The organism is Bradyrhizobium sp. SZCCHNRI1009 (assembly GCF_032487575.1).
Taxonomy (GTDB): domain Bacteria; phylum Pseudomonadota; class Alphaproteobacteria; order Rhizobiales; family Xanthobacteraceae; genus Bradyrhizobium.
The window spans coordinates 458,887-478,469 of record NZ_JAUEUL010000002.1 but is presented as its reverse complement, the minus strand read 5'-3'; the positions used below and the strand labels follow the sequence as shown (position 1 = coordinate 478,469).

General features: G+C 64.7%; 19 protein-coding genes and 1 pseudogene. 9 read left to right on the top strand and 11 right to left on the bottom strand.

The features are described from left to right. Positions 1-36 precede the first annotated feature (36 nt). Entirely contained in the window at positions 37-966 is a 930-nt protein-coding gene (locus QX010_RS05750) for a helix-turn-helix domain-containing GNAT family N-acetyltransferase (protein WP_316178188.1), read from the top strand. A gap of 133 nt (positions 967-1,099) precedes the next feature. Beyond that, entirely contained in the window at positions 1,100-1,513 is a 414-nt protein-coding gene (locus QX010_RS05745; RefSeq protein ID WP_316178186.1) for a hypothetical protein, read from the top strand. 40 nt (positions 1,514-1,553) lie between these two features. Here QX010_RS05745 and moaB read toward each other — a convergent pair whose 3' ends face one another. Together moaB and QX010_RS05735 are read right to left on the bottom strand one after the other, a co-directional pair. Then, a complete protein-coding gene (gene moaB, locus QX010_RS05740; protein ID WP_316178184.1) occupies positions 1,554-2,114 on the bottom strand; it encodes a molybdenum cofactor biosynthesis protein B in 561 nt (186 codons plus the stop codon). An 11-nt stretch (positions 2,115-2,125) separates the two neighbouring features. After that, the gene (locus QX010_RS05735) at positions 2,126-3,046 is read right to left on the bottom strand and encodes a neutral zinc metallopeptidase (RefSeq protein WP_316178183.1); all 921 of its coding nucleotides are present in this window, start codon (positions 3,044-3,046) and stop codon (positions 2,126-2,128) included. Between the two features lie 386 nt (positions 3,047-3,432). Here QX010_RS05735 and QX010_RS05730 point away from each other — a divergent pair, with 386 nt between their 5' ends. After that, positions 3,433-4,566, top strand: coding sequence for a site-specific DNA-methyltransferase (locus QX010_RS05730; RefSeq protein WP_316178181.1), 1,134 nt, complete (start codon positions 3,433-3,435; stop codon positions 4,564-4,566). 3 nt (positions 4,567-4,569) lie between these two features. On the opposite strand, the gene QX010_RS05725 is transcribed toward QX010_RS05730, so the two are convergent. The 5 genes from QX010_RS05725 to QX010_RS05705 all read right to left on the bottom strand — a co-directional run bounded on the left by QX010_RS05725 (position 4,570) and on the right by QX010_RS05705 (position 10,887). After that, the gene (locus tag QX010_RS05725; RefSeq protein ID WP_316178179.1) at positions 4,570-5,583 is read right to left on the bottom strand and encodes a hypothetical protein; all 1,014 of its coding nucleotides are present in this window, start codon (positions 5,581-5,583) and stop codon (positions 4,570-4,572) included. Positions 5,584-5,902: 319 nt separating this feature from the next. Next, positions 5,903-8,434, bottom strand: a complete 2,532-nt coding sequence (locus QX010_RS05720) for an HWE histidine kinase domain-containing protein (RefSeq protein WP_316178177.1) — start codon at positions 8,432-8,434, stop codon at positions 5,903-5,905. Next, on the bottom strand, positions 8,431-9,024 hold the full coding sequence (locus QX010_RS05715; RefSeq protein WP_316178176.1) for a biliverdin-producing heme oxygenase: 594 nt from the start codon (positions 9,022-9,024) through the stop codon (positions 8,431-8,433). Before QX010_RS05715 ends, QX010_RS05720 begins: the two co-directional genes overlap by 4 nt. Positions 9,025-9,150: 126 nt before the next feature. Beyond that, positions 9,151-9,771, bottom strand: a complete 621-nt coding sequence (locus QX010_RS05710) for a glutathione S-transferase family protein (protein WP_316178174.1) — start codon at positions 9,769-9,771, stop codon at positions 9,151-9,153. 129 nt (positions 9,772-9,900) lie between these two features. Further along, positions 9,901-10,887, bottom strand: coding sequence for an MBL fold metallo-hydrolase (locus tag QX010_RS05705; protein ID WP_316178172.1), 987 nt, complete (start codon positions 10,885-10,887; stop codon positions 9,901-9,903). Between the two features lie 1,458 nt (positions 10,888-12,345). Here QX010_RS05705 and QX010_RS05700 point away from each other — a divergent pair. Beyond that, positions 12,346-12,558, top strand: coding sequence for a KTSC domain-containing protein (locus QX010_RS05700; protein ID WP_316178171.1), 213 nt, complete (start codon positions 12,346-12,348; stop codon positions 12,556-12,558). 66 nt (positions 12,559-12,624) lie between these two features. On the opposite strand, the pseudogene QX010_RS05695 reads toward QX010_RS05700, so the two are convergent. The 3 genes and pseudogenes from QX010_RS05695 to QX010_RS05685 form a co-directional block, all read right to left on the bottom strand. Next, positions 12,625-13,079, bottom strand: a pseudogene (locus QX010_RS05695) (NUDIX domain-containing protein); the annotation flags it as partial. Between the two features lie 580 nt (positions 13,080-13,659). Next, the gene (locus QX010_RS05690) at positions 13,660-14,283 is read right to left on the bottom strand and encodes an SDR family oxidoreductase (protein WP_316178169.1); all 624 of its coding nucleotides are present in this window, start codon (positions 14,281-14,283) and stop codon (positions 13,660-13,662) included. A 199-nt stretch (positions 14,284-14,482) separates the two neighbouring features. Continuing rightward, positions 14,483-14,920: an HIT family protein gene (locus tag QX010_RS05685; protein ID WP_315802805.1), complete on the bottom strand. Its 438-nt coding sequence runs from the start codon at positions 14,918-14,920 to the stop codon at positions 14,483-14,485. A gap of 467 nt (positions 14,921-15,387) precedes the next feature. On the opposite strand from QX010_RS05685, the gene QX010_RS05680 reads away from it, so the two are divergent. Next, positions 15,388-16,131 carry an AraC family transcriptional regulator gene (locus QX010_RS05680; protein WP_316178167.1) on the top strand — a complete coding sequence of 248 codons (744 nt, stop codon included), beginning with the start codon at positions 15,388-15,390 and terminating at the stop codon, positions 16,129-16,131. A 238-nt stretch (positions 16,132-16,369) separates the two neighbouring features. On the opposite strand, the gene mutY is transcribed toward QX010_RS05680, so the two are convergent. After that, positions 16,370-17,464, bottom strand: a complete 1,095-nt coding sequence (gene mutY, locus QX010_RS05675) for an A/G-specific adenine glycosylase (protein ID WP_410051921.1) — start codon at positions 17,462-17,464, stop codon at positions 16,370-16,372. 121 nt (positions 17,465-17,585) lie between these two features. Here mutY and QX010_RS05670 point away from each other — a divergent pair, with 121 nt between their 5' ends. The 4 genes from QX010_RS05670 (at position 17,586) to QX010_RS05655 (ending at position 19,443) form a co-directional block, all read left to right on the top strand. After that, positions 17,586-17,870, top strand: coding sequence for a type II toxin-antitoxin system RelE/ParE family toxin (locus QX010_RS05670; protein WP_315802801.1), 285 nt, complete (start codon positions 17,586-17,588; stop codon positions 17,868-17,870). Next, a complete protein-coding gene (locus tag QX010_RS05665; protein ID WP_315802800.1) occupies positions 17,842-18,162 on the top strand; it encodes a HigA family addiction module antitoxin in 321 nt (106 codons plus the stop codon). The genes QX010_RS05670 and QX010_RS05665 overlap by 29 nt, the downstream gene beginning before the upstream one ends. A 26-nt stretch (positions 18,163-18,188) precedes the next feature. Continuing rightward, positions 18,189-18,668: a DUF721 domain-containing protein gene (locus QX010_RS05660; RefSeq protein WP_315802799.1), complete on the top strand. Its 480-nt coding sequence runs from the start codon at positions 18,189-18,191 to the stop codon at positions 18,666-18,668. Between the two features lie 118 nt (positions 18,669-18,786). Continuing rightward, entirely contained in the window at positions 18,787-19,443 is a 657-nt protein-coding gene (locus QX010_RS05655) for a DsbA family protein (protein ID WP_315802798.1), read from the top strand. The last annotated feature ends 140 nt before the right edge of the window (positions 19,444-19,583 follow it).

Below are 19,583 nucleotides of genomic sequence, written 5' to 3'. Positions count from 1 at the left end.
AATTGGTTGACAATGGCAAATATTGGAGGCACCCCCATGAATTCCACCCCAGCCGACGGCCAAGTCGCCGCCATCCGCGCGTTCAACCGCTTCTACACCAGGAAGCTCGGCGCACTGGACCAGCATCTGCTCGACAGTCCGTTTTCGCTGGCCGAGGCGCGTGTGCTCTATGAGCTCGCACAGTACGAGGCCATCTCGGCCAAGGAGATCGGTCTCTCGCTCGGCCTCGATGCCGGCTATCTCAGCCGCATCGTCCAGAGCTTCGACGAGCAGGGGCTGATCACCCGCACGCCTTTGCCAACCGACCGCAGGCAGCAGCAGCTCGGCCTGACCGCGAAGGGACGGCAGGCCTATGCCAAGCTTGACCGCAGCTCGCAGAAGGAGATCGCGGCCATGCTGGCGCCGCTGGCGCCCTCCGTGCGCGACCGGCTGGTCGGTGCAATGACGACGATCGCGACCGCCCTGGAGCCGCAGCAGCCGGGCCGCTCCCCGGTTCTGCTGCGCAGCCATCGCCCGGGCGACATCGGCTGGGTGGTTTCACGGCATGGCGCCGTCTACGCCGAGGAATATGGCTGGGACGTCTCGTTCGAGGCGCTGGTCGCCGAGATCGGCGCACAGTTCATCAGGAGCTACGATCCGGCGCGCGAGCACTGCTGGATCGCCGAGCTCGCGGGCGAGCCGGTCGGCTCGATCTTCCTGGTCAAGGGCAGCGACGAGGTCGCCAAGCTGCGGCTGCTGCTGGTCGAGAAGAAGGCACGCGGGCTCGGCGTCGGCCGGGCTCTGACCGAACAATGCATCCGCTTCGCGCGCGAGAAGAACTACAGGACGATCGAGCTGTGGACGCAGAGCATCCTCACCGCCGCACGCGACATCTATGCCCGCGCCGGGTTTCGCAAGATCGCCGAGGAGCCGCACGCCATGTTCGGCGTCCCGCTGACCGGCGAGACATGGCGGCTGGAGCTGTAGCCGCGCGGCTAGCACAACAACCGCCGGTAGGCCGAGATCACCTCCACAACAGGCTGCGCATGCCGATTGCGAAGTTCCGGCGCGCCGGTAGTATCGCGCCAAACCGGGGCGGGTATCGGCAGTGATGCAATCGATGGTGCGTTCGAAGCTTGCGGCGCTTGTCGCGCTGGCAGGCTTGTTTGGGGTCGAGGCCGGGACGGCGGCTCACGCCGCACCCAAAGGGCGCGCAACGGTCGCGATTACGCGCACGACGGACTTCCTCTATCTGGCGGCGCCGGCGGCGATCGAGATCAATGGCGCCAAGGTGGCGAGCCTTGGCCGCGGCGAGAGCTATAGCGGCCCGATTGCGCCGGGCGCCACCACGATCACCGTATCGACATGGTCCTCGCCGGGCTCGTCGAACATTCGTTTCACCGCCGTGCCCGGCAAGACCTACCGGATGGTCGTGGGGCCGCGCGGCCAGAATTTCGCGGCCAGCATGATGGGCGGCCTCATCGGCGCGGCGATCGAAGGCGGCGGCGCTTTCGATATCGTACCAACGAAGTGAGACGCGCGATCAACGCGCGATACGGCATTGCGCCGTGGCCCTACGCCGTCGCGCCCTGCGCCTTGGGCCGGCGCAGATGCTCGTCGAGCCGCGGCATGATCTCGACGAAGTTGCAGGGTCGCGTGCGATAGTCGAACTGGGCGGCGAGGATGCCGTCCCAGCCGTCACGGCAGGCGCCCGGTGATCCCGGCAGGCAGAAGATGTAGGTCGCCCCGGCGACGCCGGCCGTGGCCCGGCTCTGGATCGTCGACGTCCCGATCTTGGCGTGGCTCAGCATGTGGAAGGCGATCGAGAAGCCGTCCATGCGCTTCTCGAACAGGGGCTCGATCGCTTCCGGCGTGACGTCACGGCCGGTGAAGCCGGTGCCGCCGGTGGTGATGACGACGTCGACGCCGGGGTCGGCGATCCACGACTTCACCACCGCGCGAATCTTCTCGACATCGTCGGTGACGATCTCGCGCGCCGCGAGCTTGTGGCCGGCGGCGGTCAGGCGGTCGCTCAAGGTGGTGCCCGACTTGTCGTCGGCGAGCGAACGCGTGTCCGACACCGTCAGCACGGCGATGTTGAGGGGAATGAAGCTCTTGCTCTCGTCGATCGCCATGAGCGCGTCTCCTACAGCGAACCGGCGCTGAACGTATTGCAGGCCTGCACCGTGCCCTGCTGATAGCCGACCATGAACCAGCGCTTGCGCTGCGCGGCAGAGCCATGGGTGAACGAATCCGGCACCACCCGTCCGGTCGCCTTCCGCTGCAGGGTGTCGTCGCCGATCGCCGAGGCCGTCGTCAGCGCGGCGTCGATGTCGCCATCCTCGAGGAAGCCCGGACGCTTCTTGGCCTCACGATTGACCCACACCCCGGACAGGCAGTCGGCCTGCAGCTCGACCTTGACCTGCAGCGCGTTGGCTTCGGCCTTGTTGTCCGACTGCTGCTGCATCCGCGTGACGCGCGGCAGGATGCCGAGCAGGTTCTGGACGTGGTGTCCCGCCTCGTGGGCAATGATGTAGGCCGCGGTGAACTTGCAGGCGCTGCCCGAGCAGCCCCGGAAGCGCGTCTCGACCTCGCGGAAGAAGTTGGTGTCGAGGAAGATCTGCCGGTCCGGCGGACAGTAGAACGGCCCCATCGCCGACTGCGCCATGCCGCAGCGGCCGCCATTGGTGCTGTTGCGAAACAGCACGATCTTGGGCCCGGTATAATTCTGGCCGCTGGCCTGGAAGATCTCGCTCCAGCGGTCGTCGATCTCGCCGAGCACACCGGAGATCATGTCGCCCATCTCGTCCTTCGGCGCGCCGGTCTTGCCGGGCGACCGCCGGTCGGCCTGCTCCATCGGTGCGCCGCCATGGGTGATCATCTCGGCGCCGCCGATCAGGATACGAGGGTCGATTCCGAAGGCGTAGCCGATCAGGCCGAGCACGATGATGGTGCCGATGCCGAGCCCGCCGCCGCCGATCGGCAGACCCATACCGCCGCCCATCCCGCCGCCTTCATCGCGACGGTCGTCGATGTCGTCGCTGCGACGGAAATCATCGTAACGCATGGCGGCCTTTCCTCACTGTCCTTGCGCGGCTCTGCGCGAAATGCCTAACGCGGCAAACAGGTAAAATTTCCACTGTGTTAATCAATAACCCGGCCGGCAAATTTTGCCTAGCGCGAGCCGAAAAATCCGGCATGTGCAACCTCCCCTCGCCGGGCGGCGGCGTGCGCGCGAAGCGAAAAAGCCCATCGCAATCGCCACGTTGCGCAGAGATCATCGCGCATCGACGAACGGCTCATCATCGTCGGTGCGCGTGATGAACGCGTGCGCATCGATGCGAAAAATTTTCCCGATTAAGTCCATTTTTACTTTGCCACGTCAATGTGTGGGCAGTCGGTTGTTAGGTCCCGCGTCGCCGACAGCGTCGCCTGAGTCAGAGTTCTTGAGTCATGGTAGAGTCGCGTCGCGGGGCGTCTGCAAAGGCGCCCCGCACTAAATTTCAGCCGCTTGAAGAGCAACGAATCATCGTCGGCGACTGCGTCGCCGAGATGTCGAAACTGCAGGCCGCATCCGTCGACCTGGTGTTCGCGGATCCTCCCTACAATCTGCAGCTCAAGGGCGAGCTCAAGCGTCCCGACGAATCGCAGGTCGATGCCGTCGACGACGATTGGGACAAGTTCTCCTCGTTCGCCGCCTATGACGACTTCACCCGCGCCTGGCTGCTCGCCGCGCGCCGCGCGATGAAGCCGAGCGCGACGATCTGGGTGATCGGCTCCTATCACAACATCTTCCGCGTCGGCGCGATCATGCAGGATCTCGGCTTCTGGATCCTCAACGACATCGTCTGGCGCAAGTCCAACCCGATGCCGAACTTCCGCGGCCGCCGCTTCACCAACGCGCACGAGACCATGATCTGGGCCGCGCGTGACGAGAAGGCGAAGGGCTACACGTTCAACTACGAAGTGCTGAAGGCCGCCAACGAGGACGTTCAGGCGCGCTCGGACTGGCTGATTCCGTTGTGCACCGGCGAGGAGCGGCTGAAGGACGGCGACGGCAAGAAGGTTCATCCGACGCAGAAGCCCGAGGGCCTGCTGGCGCGGGTGCTGCTGTCGTCATCGAAGCCCGGCGATCTCGTGATCGATCCGTTCAACGGCACCGGCACGACCGGGGCCGTGGCAAAACGCCTCGGCCGCCGCTATATCGGCTTCGAGCGCGACAAGGTCTATGCGAAGGCAGCAGAGCGGCGCATCGCCGCGGTCGAGCCGCTGCCGGAGGCCACGCTCGCACCATTCATGACGGCGCGCGAAGCGCCGCGCGTCGCCTTCTCGGAGCTGATCGAACGCGGCATGATCGCGCCCGGCACCAAGCTCGTCGACTCCAAGCGCCGCCACGGCGCGCTGGTGCGCGCCGATGGGGCCATCATGCTGGGCGACAAGGTCGGCTCGATCCACCGCATCGGCGCGGTGGCGCAAGGTCTGCCGGCCTGCAACGGCTGGACCTTCTGGCATGTCGAGACGAAGGGCGGCCTCAGGCTGATCGACGAATTGCGCGCCGAGATTCGCTCCGAGATGTCCGTCGCCTGACGCTCACGAATTCCGGCGTTCCTGTCCGGAATAACGCGCCAGCAGGTCTTCGACCTCGTACTGCTCATCGTAGCGAGCGTCGTCGCGCGGCACGACCGAGACCTGCGCAGTCGACTGCGACGATTTACCCCTGCGTCCCGCCAGGGCCGGATAGTAGCTGTCCACCGGCGGCAGCTGCATGCGATCGAGCTCAGGCTCCGCCGGCCAACGCGTGACGCGCCGGGCGGCCGCCGGCTCGATGCGGAGCTGCCGCCTGCCCCGGGCGCGCGCAAACAGCACGCTGATCGAGAAGCCCGCAATCGCGACTGCGCCGAGGAAAGCGAACATCCGCGTCTTGGACGCATCGTCCCCGGACATGCCGATCGTCACGGCCGGCGACGCATCCGCAGCGGCCAGCGCCGGCGTCGCGGGAGCAGCCGCTTCCGCGGCGCTGGTGTCGCTGGCGGCAGCGAGCGTGTAGGAGGATGCGCGCGGCGCGCCGGGCTCCGCCGCTGCCTGCAGCGTGCCGGACTGGTCGGGCCAACGCGTCGCAACAGCAGATTCGTTCACAGCCGCGCCGACCGGGTCGGGCGAACCCGCCGACGCTGACGCGACGGGCGCCGGCGCGGCGACCGGTGCAGGCGCGGGCGAAAATGCAGCAACCGGCGGAAACGCAGACGTCGCCGGCACAGACGCCGCAGCGGTCGGCGTCGAGGACACGACCTTCACCTCATCGGCGGCGTCCTTGGACGACGATTGGATCTCGGCACGTGCATTGGCCGCGGTCGACGAGAGCTGAGCCCGCTCCTTCTGCGAGGCGAGCTTGCGCGTGACCAGCGACGCGCCCTTCGCTTCGCGATCGTCGTCGCGCAGATACCAGCACTGCTTCTTGGTCGCGCGATCGATGCGATAGAACCAGTGCTTCCCCGCCGGCGTCCCCGCAGGCTTTGCAAGGCATTCGTCTGCAGCCGATGCCGGTGTAAACTCGATTGTCGTCGCAGCCGCTCCCGCCAGCACGGCGATAGCAACGCACGGCAACAAACTCGTCGTTCGATTCGTCATCAGACCTCCGACGATTCAACGCGCCCCCGTTGCGCCGTTTCGGCGATGACTTCGTTCGGAATAAGGCTGCGGAGGTTCCATTTGTCGAAACAATGTTAGAACAGCGGTGTCCTTTGGATGCGTTCTAATATTTTCGGGCTGTTTTGTCGCAGCAACAGTGGGAATAGTCGATGCTGTGTCTCCCATCGTGCGTTATGTCGCTCACGACAAACACGCGGATGTGAGAAAACCCAAGACTGCAATCATGAATGCCAATCACCGCGACGCGCAAAGCCGACTTTGATGCGCGTGCGACTCATTTGATCTTCATCAATGCCTTCTCGACGACTTCGCGCGTGTACGGCTTCTGAATCACCGGCATGTCGGACAGCTCCACCGGAATCGGCGCACGCTCGCCATAGCCGGTCGCGAACATGAAGGGCACGCCGAGTTCCTTCAACCGGTGCCCGACCGGCAGGCTGCTCTCCGCGCCAAGGTTGATGTCGAGCAGCGCGAAGCTCGGCACCGCGCGCTCGATCGACTTCAACGCCTGATTGACGGAGGCCGCGGTGTCGATGTGCCGCGCACCCAGCTCGAGCAGAATCACTTCGGCGCCCATCGCGATGATCAGATTGTCCTCGACGATCAGCACCGTACCGGACAGCCGCGGCGTGTCCTCTTCCTTGAACTGATGACGGGAGGGAGCGCCTGTCATCGCCGGCACCATCTGGACGAAATTGGCAGGGATCACGAAACGCGCCTGCACGCCGAGCAGGTCGAAGCGGATCTCGGCGTCGCCCTTGAGGTCGAACGGCACCGAACGCTCGATGATGGTGGTGCCGAAGCCGCGCCGCGACGGCGGCTGCACAGGCGGGCCGCCGCTCTCCTTCCAGTCGATGACCAGGCTCGAGCCGGGATCGAGCCGCCAGCTCACCTGCACCTGTCCGGTGGAGTCGGCCAGCGCGCCGTATTTCGCCGAGTTGGTCATCATCTCGTGCACGACGAGCGCGAGCGTTGCGAACGCCTTGGGGTCGAGCGCGACATCCGGCCCTTCCATCAGCACCCGCCCTGCCCGCGAACCGAGATAGGCCCCCGCTTCCGATTCGAGCAGCGCGCGCAACGCGACCGGCGCCCAATTGAGATTGGTGATCTGGTCGTGGGCGCGCGCCAACGACTGAATGCGACCGCCGAGCACGGAAGCGAACTCCTCGACAGAGCTCGAGGTCTCCTTGCTGTGCGCGACCAAGCCGCGCACGAGGCTGAGGATGTTGCGGACGCGGTGATTCAGCTCCGCGATCATCAGCTCCTGCCGCTCCTGTGCGCCGCGGCGCTCGCGCTCGGCGAGCTCCGAAAGCTGCAGAATCACTTCAAGCAGAGTGATGCGCAGGCCCTCGGCGATGCGCAGGTCCGCCGAAGACCATGGCTTCGACTGGCCGGCCACCGTCTGCTGCCACAGCTCGAAGCTCTTGCGCGGCGTCAGGCGCGGCCCGAGCGGCCCCTCGGCATAGGTCTTGTTCGGATCGCCCGCCCAGTTGACCGAGCGCAACACCTCGCGGCGGAAGAAGATCAGGCAGTCGCGCGGCGTGCGCGAGATCGGGACGGCGAGGAAGCCGGCGGCGCGATCGCGGAATACCTCGCCGGCCGCGTACACCTTGGCAATCTCGGCGCTGGCGCAGATGCGGCCGGGGGAGGTCCGGTTGATGAAGCCGATGAGGTCCTGCACCTCCTCTTCGGTCGGCGTCTCGCCCTCGAGCGTGATCTCGTCGTCGGACCACACGGCGATGCCGTCGCACTCGATCATCTGCCGATAGTCGGCGACAAGGTCGAGGATCGCGCGCTTGCTGTGCGCCTGCGCAGCCGCGCGCTCGATCAGCCGTTCCTGGATCTGATGCGCACGCGCCTCATAGGCGACGTCGGTCTCGCGCTCGCGCGCCTCGAGCAGCCAGGAGTACATCTGGCCGAACAGCTCGGCCGCGGTACGCTTCTCGAACGACAGATGATGCGGCGCATAGTGATGGCAGGCGAACAGGCCCCACAGCTTGCCTTCGCGCAGAATCGAGACCGACATCGACGCGGCGACGCCCATGTTGCGGAGATACTCGATGTGAACGGGCGAGACCGCGCGCAGCACGCTCATCGACAGGTCGAGCAGTCCGGCATTGTGCGTAGGCGTCGACTGCAGCGGCGCAGGCGCGGCGTTGATGTCGGCGATGATCCGGAGCCAGTTGCGCTGATAGAGCTGCCGCGCCTGCTTGGGAATGTCCGAGGCCGGATAATGCAGCCCGAGGAACGGCTCCAGGCCGGAGCCCGCGACCTCGGCGATCACCTCGCCCGAGCCGTCGGGATGAAACCGATACACCATCACACGATCGAAGCCGGTCAGCAGCTTGAGCTGGCGCGCCGCCTCCTGCGCCAGATCCATCATCCCCGTCGTCTTGCGGATGCGGCCGAGCATCAGCCGCACCAGTTCGCCGGAATTGACGCCGGGCTCGATCAGACTGGGCTCGGCCTCGACGACGAGATACGCACCGGAAAAGTGGATGGCGAGGTCGAAAAGCTTGCCACGACCCTGCAGATCGACGCCGAACACGCGCTCGACCGCATCCGGGCCGCTGAGATAGTCGACCCTGGCACGGATCGCGGCCGCGGCCGCCTCCGAGAGCACGGCATCGAGCGGCCGCTGCAGCAGCCACCCGAGGTCGCCGCCGAGAAAGTCCGGCGCGTTCTCCGAGGCCATGCATATGGTGAAGTCCGACACCAGCGCCAGCAGGAATCCGAACGGCTGCACCGTTCCGGGGACATGGATCGGCTCGCGATCGCAATTGGTGAGGTTGACCGGCTCGTTCATGCTGCTGCCATCGCCTTCGCAAACATCGCGAACGCTTCGCGTGCACTCATGATCACTCTGACATCGTCGCCGGGAGGAAGCGGCTCTTCCGCAAGCTGTGACAGGAAGCTGCGCCACAGCCCCTGCCCCGCGCCGTGACGCAGATAGCGCGTTGCCCGTCGCACGCGGGGGTCGGCCGAAGCCGCGACGATGCGCAGCAGATAGGCCGCCCCGAGACGCGAGCCTTCCAGAACATAGAGCGTGCCGAAGACGAAGGCACGATCGAGCGGCCGCGCCGGCAGGTCCATGGGAACGATACGGCCGTTGAGATCGGCAAGATCGGCGCGGATCGCCTCCGCGCGCCGCCGCCGGGTCCAGTCGCCGAGCATCGCGTCGGCGCCGGCACGGTCGAGCATCTGTTCCAGCGGCAACAGCACGGCCGCGCTCGCCTGCAGGAAGCGGCGATAATGCGCCGTCGTGGTCAGGTCGAAGCAGCTGAGGCGCTCGTCGAGGGCATGATGAGCCGCCGACGTGGCGGCCTTCAATCTGTCGCGAATGCCCTCGGTGCCGTCAGCGGGAATTGGATCATCGGAAATGGCAGCCAGCGACATCAAGGGGCTCAGAAAAAGGAGATGGGGCCGCGCGGCGCGCCACGGCCTCATGCAACGTCACTGGAACGGGTGAGTTCCCGCTCCAAGCGACGTTTTTTCTGGCATCCCCGGGGGCCTTGGCATTCCTCAGGCCGAGACCTCGGCAAGCGCCTTCTTCACCGCCGGCCGTTCAGCCATGCGCTTGAAATGAGCGGCGACCTTCGGGAAGGCGTTGATGTCGACGCCGTCGCCCTCGAGCCATTGCGCGATCGTGAACAGATAGGGATCGCAGATCGTGTACTGCTCGCCCATCACCCAGGGACCGCGCAACATCTTCTGCTCGATCAGCGCGAAGCAGGCACCCATCGTCTCCGGCACCTTCTTCTTCATGTCGGCGAAAGAGGAGTCTTCGGTCGCCCAGCGATAGCCGCGCATCTTGTGCGCGTGGGCGATGTGGACCGTCGAGCAGAGATAGCTGGTGAACGACTGCACCTCCGCGAAGGCGAAGACATCGTCGAGCGGTGCAAGACGAGCCTCCGGGAAGCGCTGCGCGATATAGGCGAGCATCGCCGGCGTCTCGGTCAGAACCCCCTGCTCGGTCACCAGCGCCGGAACGCGCCCCTTGGGATTGATCGCGAGATAGTCCGGGCTGTTCTGCTGGTTGGTCTTGAAGCTGAGCTTCTCGGCGACGTAGTCGGCGCCGGTCTCGGCCAGCGCGATGTGTGAAGCGAGCGCGCAGGTGCCTGGCGCCACATAGAGCTTGAGCATGGTGATCCCTGACAAGACGAGACGCGAACCTAGCGGCGGCGGCATCGGCCGTCCATCCCGCTGTCGAGGGAACACGTCTGCGCAGCCAGCATGCGCCGGCGGTCGGGCAAACGGCAAGGCGGCCTCAGGTCACAGCGGCGCCACATCCATCGTGTGGACCGCCGTCGGGAAGTAGCGGAAGCCGTCACCGGCCTTGCCGATGTGCCCGATGCCCGGCCATGGGAAGTGATAACCGAGAATCCGCGTGCGGTTGGCGGCGAGCATGTCGAGCACGCGGACGCGGGTCTTGGCGGCCTGTTTCGGGTCGGTGTCATAGGCGAACTCGATCAGCGGCTTTTCGATCAGCAGCACCGGATGATGGGAGATGTCACCGATATAGGCGAGCTGATCCTTGCCCGACTGGATCAGGAAGATCGTATGCCCGACGGTGTGGCCCGGCGTGAACATCGCCTGGACGCCCGGCAGGAACTCCTGGCCGTCCTTGAAGAAGGTGATGCGGTCCTTGACAGGAACGAGATTGCGCACCGCCTGCTCGTAGAACGCCTTGTAGTTGGGGCCGACCTTGGCCTCGTCGGTCCAGAAGGTGAAGTCGGCTTCGGAGATGAACAGCTCGGCATTGGGGAAGCTCGGCTTGCCGTCCGGGCCGATGACGCCGCCGCAATGATCGATATGGGCATGCGTCATGACCAGCGCATCGACGTCCTTGGCCTCGATGCCCGCCTGCTTCAGGGTCGTCAGCATCTTGCCGGTGGTGTCACCGAACAGCTTCGAGACACCCATGCCGTTGTCGAAGATGATGATCTTGTCTCCCGTGTTGAGCACCAGGATGTTCTGCTCGAGGGTCGCGGCGCCTGTCGGCAGAAAGTTGCTCGTCAGCATCGCATCGAGGTCACCGGGAGAAATGCCGAGGAACGCCGCATGGGGATCGCCAAGCGGCAGCACGCCATCGGAAATGATGGTGGCCTCGGCCGAGCCGAGCTTGAAGCGGAAGAACGTCGGCGCCTGCGTGTTCAGGAACGGCCCCTTGGCCAGGACGGGATTCGTGAGACCGTACAGCCCGGCCGCAGCGCCAAGGCCCAGCATCGAACGACGTGAAAATCCTGTTAGCTTTGTCATCTTTGCCTCCCCAAATCGATCTTATTCCTTGCTCGCGTTGGTCCGAGCTGCCGATCATGATGTTGTCACTTCAACAAGGTGCCGACGCTTTCCCCTTCTCGATCAGCACGCCCGTTCTCGATGAGCACGCCGCTCATGGTCATGTGCAGCACCGGTTTCCGCGCTCAACCCTCATGGTGAGGAAGCGCGCAGCGCCGTCTCCGGACGATGCTACGCATCGCCGGGAGAACCATGAGGCCCCAGGGTGGCCTCGCCCTTCGAGACGCCCGCCTGCGGCGGACTCCTCAGGGTGGGGCGCAGCAGCTCGGAACACGTCTGCGCGCTCGAAGAGCATGACCATCAAACACAATCTAAGATTATCTACATCTGCAATGCAGTCGCAACGTAAAAGACAAGCCAAGCGAAAGGATTCAGCGCTGCAGCCGCGAAACTTGGCGCAGCATCGGCGGTTGCTTGCAGAATGATCGTTCCAGGCGACGCGACGCAGGGTCCATCGGCGCGGATCGGATGTCTGGCTATGCGAGTCAGGCACGCCCCTGCCCTTGAGAAACAGTGTTCCTGTCGATCGATGGCGAAACACGACAGACACGACCTCGCCGTCTCGCGGCGCGACGCGCCCGAGCTGTTGCCGAGAAGGACCCTCGCAAAGAGGAGGGCGCAGGGAATGCCGGGTGCTGGCCGCAACCCATGGCCCGCCTGCAACAAAGAAAGCAGGCGGCAGTCACCACAGGTCCAGCCGGTCATCCGGCATTCCCTGCGCGATGGGCTTCCGTCTTATACGTGATCTCCCCGGGGACCGGCTGTCTTGCCCCCGTCACCGGCGGATCATCATCACCGCCCGCTTGGCATCAGCACCGGGATGCCAGGACCACACGATTTCAACGTCCGCGAAAGACCTCGCACCCACCCCACGCCGGCAAGCCGACGCAGCGCTGCACGAGACCGGTCGACGTCGTTCGTCGGACGACGCCGTCGCAGCCACCGCATCCCGCCCCGCGTGTCGTGACGACGCGTACGCCCCTCCTGCCGGGACGGAACGGGGCTGATAAGACACCTGATTTGGGGGGAGAGTCAAGAGGAATTCTGAAAAACGGAACTTGCGTCTGGATGACTGCCAGGGTTGGCCCGCTGCAGTTGCCTCGTCGCCTCCCGCTCGTCGGAGCAGGTTTTATGCAGCGTCACCGTAGCTCTGTAACTCCGTTCTTCGAACTGGCGAAGCCATCATTGCGGGCGAAGCAGCGCGACTTCCTGTGAGGTGCCGCGTGTTTCTTCCGCTTCAGGAACATCTTCCACGGAGCACCGATCCAGCAGTGAGCGATGCTTGGCGAAGCCGCCGCATCGCCGAAGGATATGACCGAGTTGTCGCATCTTGGCGGGCTCAACGCACGACAGCTGTTGCTCGCCAGCTTAATATCAAACGAGAGTTAGTTCAGGACGCCGAAAATCGGGGATAAATCGATGATCCGAGAACAAGTCGCATCGAGCAATATACGATCGCTCGGCTATGATGCTGCGTCTGAAACTCTTGAAGTAGAGTTCATCTCAGGCTCGATCTATCAATATTACAACGTCAGTGAAGCGCTCCACGAACAGCTAATGCAGGCCCCATCAAAAGGCCAATTCCTCAACTCATATATTAAGAACGCCTACCCTTTTTCTCGCACAGGATAGAGAACCGGGGAGCTCTATTCAGATGCGACGGGAACGACAGGGTGGGCACGCCTCTGCCTGCCTTGGTCACTCTCGAAACCCATCCGCCATGACCTTGCGCATCACGTTCGGCAGCGCCTCGCCATCGAGCGTCGCGATCGGCACCCACCGCATGCCTTCCGGTGCGCGGGTTGGCGCTGGCACGCGCGCGGTGTAGACTACGAGCTTCAGCGGCGAATGCGTGAAGACGTGGGTGACGACGCCGAGCTTGCGGTCGCAGCTTTTCACGCTCGCCAGCTCCGGCGCCTGCGCCAACGCGCCGGCATCTCCTGGCCGGCGAGCCAGTCCGAGCCGGGGACCTCGGTCATGCCGCCGAGCAGGCCCTTTGTAGCGCGCAAACGGACCAGCAACTCTTCACCACGGGTGACTACAAAAGCCGCGCCACGGCGCAGTGCGCCGGTCTTCTTGGCGGCATTGCGCGGAAACGTGTCCTGGTCGCCGCGCTCACGCGCCGCGCAGTCGTTGTTCAGCGGACAGAGCGAGCTGCGCCGTTGATGCGATCAGCGCCGGCCGGTATGCAGCCGTCTCGTCGGGAGCAGCTCGCCACGGCAACTCTTATGCAACGTTACCGCAATACCCGGCGTGATACCGCCACCGACAAAGCGTGGGGCGTTACTTTGCTTTAGCTTCGCGGCATGCTGTCGATTGGTTCGTTGGATGGAGTTGAGCAACGCGAAACCCACCAATTGGTCTACGAGACAATAATGATGGGTATCGCTTCGATCCACCCGTCCCACCCGCTGGCGCGTTTGTCCGATCTGGTGACGCAGAGGAAGTCTTTGACCTCATACGCCCGACGCGGAAGGGCGCCACCATATTCATGTTCATCCTCTGACGGATTGCCTCGCGGCCGATCGCCAGTATGACGACGAACTCACACTGGGCGCTTCCGCTCAAGCTTCGCGACCAAGCGCGCGCCAAGCCTACGCGCAATCGATGGGAAGAGCCGAAGGCCGAGGACGGCCAGCCGGGCACGCCCACCCGGAACGATGAAATGCCGATCGCGCTGGATTCCCCGCAATGTATCCGCAACCACGAGGTCCAAGGGAGTTCTCGGGATGGTCAGCGTATGTCTCCGGTTCTCCAGTGTCCGATAGGAATCGAGCTCCGCGACCATCGGCGTCTCGAATCCGCCGGGCAGACGAGGTGAACCTTGATACCTTGGCGCAGCAGCTCGTAGTGCAGGCATTCGGTGAAGCCGACCAAGGCATGTTTCGCAGATCCATAGGCGGTGAAACCGAAAATGCCGGTCAAACCAGCGATCGATGCTATATTGATCAACCGCCCGCCAGTGGCGCCCAGATGGGGTAAAGCAGCCCTGGTGACGTTCACCACACCAAAGAAATTCGTTTGCATCACGTCCCGGAAGTCATTGTCGGTGAGGGTCTCGAACCGCCCCTCGCGCATCACGCCGGCATTGTTGAACACCATGTCGATCCCGCCTCGGCGACGAGCAACCTCCCCGATGGCCTGGAACGTCGCAATTGGATCGCCAACATCGACGGCCTGAACCTCGATGTCGGCGCCGGCGTGTCGCCGACGAAGTTCGTGAGCCGCGAGGTCCAGATTATCGGTCCGCCGCGAGAGGAGCGTCAGCCGAGCGCCTTGAGGGGTAAGCGCGTTCGCTATCGCAAAGCCCAGGCCTGTCGCTCCCCCGGTGATGACAATGCTAAGTGAACGAAACATGTGAGAATCCTTGCTGAGCTTCCCAGGTGCCGTTGCTGAGCAGGACTTCGGACAAGCTCCCAGTGCTTGAAGCCTCCGGTGAGACCCCGCAGGGCGACGGCCCGTCGCCGCAAGGCATGACCACATCGTCTTCGTGCTGCCACATCCGAGCTATTCCGATCGGTATTTGAGCGACAGCGGACCGCATGCCGGGCTGCGGTCAATCGAGCGCAGCGGCGATGCGGTCGGCGAGGGCGAGCAGGGTTTCTGGTTTACCCATCGGCGCCTCCCCGTGGCCCTTCATCGGCACGTCAGCCCAGCGAGGTATGATGTGGAAATGCAGGTGGAAGACGGTCTGACCGCTGGCAGCCCCGTTCAACTGCACGATCAGGAAACCCTCGGGTGCGAGCGCCTTGACCACGGCCCGGGCGGTGCGTCGGGTGGCTACGGCCATCCGAGCGAGCACGTCCGGCTCCACGTCCAGCAGGGTGCGGGAGGTCGAGGTCTTCGAGATCACCAGGATGTGCCCCTCCGACTGCGGAAAGGCGTCCATGAACGCGAGGACGTGATCGTCCTCCCAGACCTTGGCGGCGGGGACTTCGCCGCGAAGGATTCGGCCAAAGATGTTGTTGGGGTCGTAGGGGGCGGTGAGGGTCATCTGGTGCTCCGGAGTATGGGAGAGGCTGCGGTGGGGCGTTTTGTGTAACGGCGCGGCGCTCCATCGGCCGAGGACGCGTGGTCCGCGGCACGGCGGCGCAATCGCTGAGGGGGTCTCGCGTGCCGGGCGCGGCGCGCGTGACACGGACCGTCGTCTCTTAGTCTGGCCGAGGCTGACCGGGTGCGTGTTGCAAGCGGGCTGTACCGTGTAGGCGGCATTTCCAGATGCCGGCCACGGCAAGAAGCCGCCACAACTCAACAGTCGCAATCAAGAGAGCGTTGGACATCATTTCCCCAAACAGATCTTTCCGCTATGGACGCCGCGTACGACAAAAGCTTGCGCGCCCAGGTCGCTGGATTGCGTCGGCGTGATCTTCTCGCAGCATAGACGTGTGGAGGAATGGTCGCTTGCCAGAATCGGCTACCAACTTCGACGAGAGAGCTTTGTTGTGCCTCTGGCCTCAGCGAATGATGTTCATCGGGCGTCCAGGTGCGCTGCCGCTGCACCGGCATCCAATATCGGTCTGCCTGGTGGCGCTTCAGGGGCCTCTGCGGATCGGCACCACAATGGCCGGGGAAAGCCTGACCTGCCTTACGGCCATCGTCCCCGCAGGCTTGTCGCATACCCTTGATCCAAGCGGGGCGCCGGTCGCCGTGATATACAACAATCCTGACGATCCTTACTATCGGCGCCTCTCGCCCCATCAGGGATGTGGCCTAAGCTCACTGGCCCCTGACGTCGAAAGCTCGCTTATCGTCGCTGTGCGGAATCTCTACGCGTTGCATCAGGCCGGTCATAGACTACGCTTCGACGATTTCGATTTCGCGGCTGAGCAGGCATTGGGGATCGAACCGCGTCCACCACGAGTCGATGCTCGGGTCGAACATATCGTGTCGATCATAAGGGCTGACATCGCCCGCAATCACTCGATCCAGGAACTGGCCCGGCGAGTCGACCTTTCCCCCAGCCGCCTGCAGCATCTGTTCGTCCAAGAGATCGGGGTGCCATTCAGGACGTTCAGGATCTGGATTCGTTTCCGGCACGCTGTGGAGCGTGTGGGAGGCGGCGACTCCATCACGTCGGCGGCCCTCGATGCAGGCTTTGCGAGCTCCAGCCATTTCAGCCACGCCTTCAAGGCAACCTTTGGCGCGACCGCGGCCAGCGTGCTCAAGGACGCTCCGTCCAGGGTCCAGATTCAATTGATCGGGTAGCTACGAGGGCCGCCATGGGCGCGGCGGACGAGCGTCGCGATCGGCCGAGATCAGGTAGGGTGAACAAAGCAGCCGCCCGCCAGGGCGGCAGCGTGCCCACCGCGTCACCGCGCACCCAGAGCCAAACGATGGGCACGGCGCGCGAAACAGCGCGGCCGTGGCGAGCTGTGGTGATGCGCACCTTTGCCCACTCTACGTCAGCTAGCCGGGTTCTTCAGCCTCCGTCACAGACGCATCCTCAATCACCCAACCCATGCGCCACCACCTTGCGCATCACGTTGGGCAGCGCCTCGCCGTCGAGCGTCGCGATCGGGACCCAGCGCATGCCGTCCGGCGCGCGCGTACGTGCCGGCACGCGGGCCGCGTAGACCACGAGCTCCAGCGGAAAATGCGTGAAGACATGTGTGACGACGCCGAGCTTGCGGTGCCAGCCTTTCACACCGGCCAACTCCGGCGCCTGCGCCAGCGCGTCGGCGTCGTCCTGGCCGGCGCGCCACGCCGAGCCGGGGACCTCGGTCATGCCGCCGAGCAGGCCCTTCGAGGGACGCGAGCGCACCAGCAGCTCATCGCCCCTGACGACGACGAAGGCGGCGCCACGCCGCAGCGCGCCGGTCTTCTTGGCGCCTTTGCGCGGGAACGTCTCCTGGTCACCGCGCTCGCGCGCTGCGCAGTCGTCGTTCAGCGGGCACAGCGCGCAGGCCGGCTTCTTCGGCGTGCAGATGGTGGCGCCGAGGTCCATCAGCGCCTGCGCGCTGTCGCCGGCGCGGGACGGTCCGAGCAAGGTGGCGGCTAGCGCCTGGATCTGCGGCTTGGCCTGCGGCAATGCCTCCTCCACGGCGAATAGCCGCGAGACGACGCGCTCGATGTTGCCGTCGACCGGCATGGTCAGGCGATCGAACGCGATCGCGGCGATGGCCGCGGCAGTATAGGGACCGATGCCGGGCAGCGCGCGCAAGCCTTCCTCCGTGTCCGGGAAGGCGCCGTCATGCCCGCGCATCACGGTGACGGCGCAGGCATGCAGGTTGCGCGCCCGCGAATAATAGCCGAGCCCCGCCCACATCCGCAGCACGTCGTCGAGATCGGCGCTGCCGAGCGCAGTGACATCAGGCCAGCGGGCGACAAACTTCTCGAAATACGGCCCGACCGCCTTCACCGTGGTCTGCTGCAGCATGATCTCCGACAACCAGACCCGATACGGATCGGAGCGCTGTCCGGCTGGCGCACGCCATGGCAGCCGCCGGCGATGGCGGTCGTACCAGGCGAGAAGCTGTGCGGGACGCCCTGCTTCCCCGACAGCGATATCATGTTTGCGAGAAGCCTTGAGTTGAGCCACCCCTCCTCCATACGAGGAAACGAGCAACGAGACCAGAACCCTGATCCGGAAGTCCCCAACTCGTGGCAGAGCCAAATAGAATGCGCTCGCATTCTATAACGTCCCGCGTTATAAGTTCCGGATGATCCAGAGCTTCGCGGATCGCGAGACGGAGCTGATATGGAGCGGCCGACGGAGCCGGAGATTGCCGTCCGACATCCAGGATGTCGCGCTTCGCAAACTTCGTCTTTTGAATCAGGCGCGGGTTCTCGACGATCTCCGCGTGCCGCCGGGCAACCGTCTCGAAGCCTTGAAGGCTGACCGCGTCGGCCAGCATTCGATCAGGATCAACGATCAATGGCGAATTTGCTTCGTCTGGGATGATAGAGGACCGGCGCATGTCGAAATCGTCGACTACCACCGCTAGAAGCAACCTGCTGCACAATCCCCATCCCGGCGAAATCCTGCTGGAAGAGTTCCTCAAGCCGATGGGGCTGAGCCAGAACGCGCTGGCGCGTGCCGTTCACGTGCCGCCCCGGCGGATCAATGAAATCGTGCTGGGCAAGCGCGACATCACTGCCGACACCGACCTGCGCCTTGCCCGTTATTTCCGGATCTCGGAGGGCTTTTTCCTCGGTCTCCAGATGGATTATGATCTCATGCAGCGGCGCCGCGAGATTGCGCCGGACCTGAAGGCCATCCGGCCGCGTGCGGCCTGACGCCCGCGCCGTTGCGAGCATTGATCATGGCAAAGCCCGGCCGTCTCACCGCAAAGCCTCTCTCGCTGATGATGGGCGACGTGCTGACGGCCGCCTATGCCAAGCAGGGGTTTGCCGCACGTGAACTCGTGACACGCTGGCCGGAGATCGCGGGCCGCGACATCGCCGAGCATGCCCAGCCGTTGAAGATGCAATGGCCGCGGCCGGTCGAGGGCCAGCCGCAGGAGCCGGCCACCTTGATCCTGCGCGTCGAGGGGCCGATGGCGCTGGAGATCCAGCATTCCTCGGATGTGATCCTGGAGCGGGTCAACCGGTTCTTCGGCTGGCATGCGGTGGGCAAGCTGGCGCTGCGCCAGGGGCCGCTGACCCGGCCGCCGGTGAAGCGCCGCCCGGCCCCGCCCGATCCGAAGACGGTGGCGAAAGTCGCGCAGACCCTGACCGCGATCGAGGACGACGCGCTGCGTGACGCGCTGGCCCGGCTGGGCGCGGCCATCAAGCGAAATTGACGTTCGCCGTTTGATCCCGGCTTGAGCGCCGGCATTGCCTCCAACTGGGTTTCAAGCTAGCGAAAAGCCACGTCACGAGTGTTTCAGGCGCGAGATGCGCCCATTTCGGAGCAGAGCCTTGATCATTACCCGCCGCGCCTTCACCGCAGCCTTGTCGCTGACCGGCCTCGCCGCCCTGGCGGGCCTGTCCCCGCTGCGGCTGATCTCGGACGCGATGGCGCAGAGCGCCGCCGATGTCGCCAAGCCCCAGTCCTTGCCCGACATGGCGATCGGGCCGGCAGACGCTGCGGTGACCATCACCGAATACGCCTCCATGACCTGCCCGCATTGCGCGGCGTTCAACGCCACCGTGTTCCCGAAGCTGAAGGCCGAATACATCGATACCGGCAAGATCCGCTACATCTTCCGCGAGTTCCCGCTCGACATCAAAGCCGCCGCGGGCTCGATGCTGACGCGCTGCATCGCCAATGGCGACGCACAGAAGTATTTTGCCGTCACCGACATGCTGTTCCGCTCGCAGAACGACTGGGTGGTGAAGAACACCACGGAGACCCTGACGCGGATCGGCAAGCAGGCCGGCCTCAGCCAGCAGCAGGTCGAGGCCTGCCTCAAGGACCAGGCGCTGCTCGACAAGATCGCCGCCGACCAGAAATACGCGAGCGACATTCTCAAGGTCGATTCGACGCCGACCTTCTTCATCAACGGCGAGAAGATCAAGGGCGAGGCTTCGATCGAGGAGTTTCAGAAGAAGATCAACCCGCTTCTGAAGAGCTGATTCGAGAGACTGAGTCCGACAAGACACAGCGCGGCCCCTTCGTGGGGCCGCTTCTGATTCGTGGGCCGTTCGCCGCGAGAAAGCCTTGGAAAAGCGGGGCCGCCGGGTTGCCCTCGCGGGCGGCCATCGCCATTGTCCGG

Bases quoted from the DNA above. Each gene is read 5' to 3' on its own strand.
- QX010_RS05750 (WP_316178188.1), top strand. From the start codon at position 37: ATGAATTCCACCCCAGCCGACGGCCAAGTCGCCGCCATCCGCGCGTTC.
- QX010_RS05745 (WP_316178186.1), top strand. From the start codon at position 1,100: ATGGTGCGTTCGAAGCTTGCGGCGCTTGTCGCGCTGGCAGGCTTGTTT.
- moaB (WP_316178184.1), bottom strand. From the start codon at position 2,114: ATGGCGATCGACGAGAGCAAGAGCTTCATTCCCCTCAACATCGCCGTG.
- QX010_RS05735 (WP_316178183.1), bottom strand. From the start codon at position 3,046: ATGCGTTACGATGATTTCCGTCGCAGCGACGACATCGACGACCGTCGC.
- QX010_RS05730 (WP_316178181.1), top strand. From the start codon at position 3,433: ATGGTAGAGTCGCGTCGCGGGGCGTCTGCAAAGGCGCCCCGCACTAAA.
- QX010_RS05720 (WP_316178177.1), bottom strand. From the start codon at position 8,434: ATGAACGAGCCGGTCAACCTCACCAATTGCGATCGCGAGCCGATCCAT.
- QX010_RS05715 (WP_316178176.1), bottom strand. From the start codon at position 9,024: ATGTCGCTGGCTGCCATTTCCGATGATCCAATTCCCGCTGACGGCACC.
- QX010_RS05710 (WP_316178174.1), bottom strand. From the start codon at position 9,771: ATGCTCAAGCTCTATGTGGCGCCAGGCACCTGCGCGCTCGCTTCACAC.
- QX010_RS05705 (WP_316178172.1), bottom strand. From the start codon at position 10,887: ATGACAAAGCTAACAGGATTTTCACGTCGTTCGATGCTGGGCCTTGGC.
- QX010_RS05700 (WP_316178171.1), top strand. From the start codon at position 12,346: ATGATCCGAGAACAAGTCGCATCGAGCAATATACGATCGCTCGGCTAT.
- QX010_RS05690 (WP_316178169.1), bottom strand. From the start codon at position 14,283: ATGTTTCGTTCACTTAGCATTGTCATCACCGGGGGAGCGACAGGCCTG.
- QX010_RS05685 (WP_315802805.1), bottom strand. From the start codon at position 14,920: ATGACCCTCACCGCCCCCTACGACCCCAACAACATCTTTGGCCGAATC.
- QX010_RS05680 (WP_316178167.1), top strand. From the start codon at position 15,388: ATGATGTTCATCGGGCGTCCAGGTGCGCTGCCGCTGCACCGGCATCCA.
- QX010_RS05670 (WP_315802801.1), top strand. From the start codon at position 17,586: ATGATCCAGAGCTTCGCGGATCGCGAGACGGAGCTGATATGGAGCGGC.
- QX010_RS05665 (WP_315802800.1), top strand. From the start codon at position 17,842: ATGTCGAAATCGTCGACTACCACCGCTAGAAGCAACCTGCTGCACAAT.
- QX010_RS05660 (WP_315802799.1), top strand. From the start codon at position 18,189: ATGGCAAAGCCCGGCCGTCTCACCGCAAAGCCTCTCTCGCTGATGATG.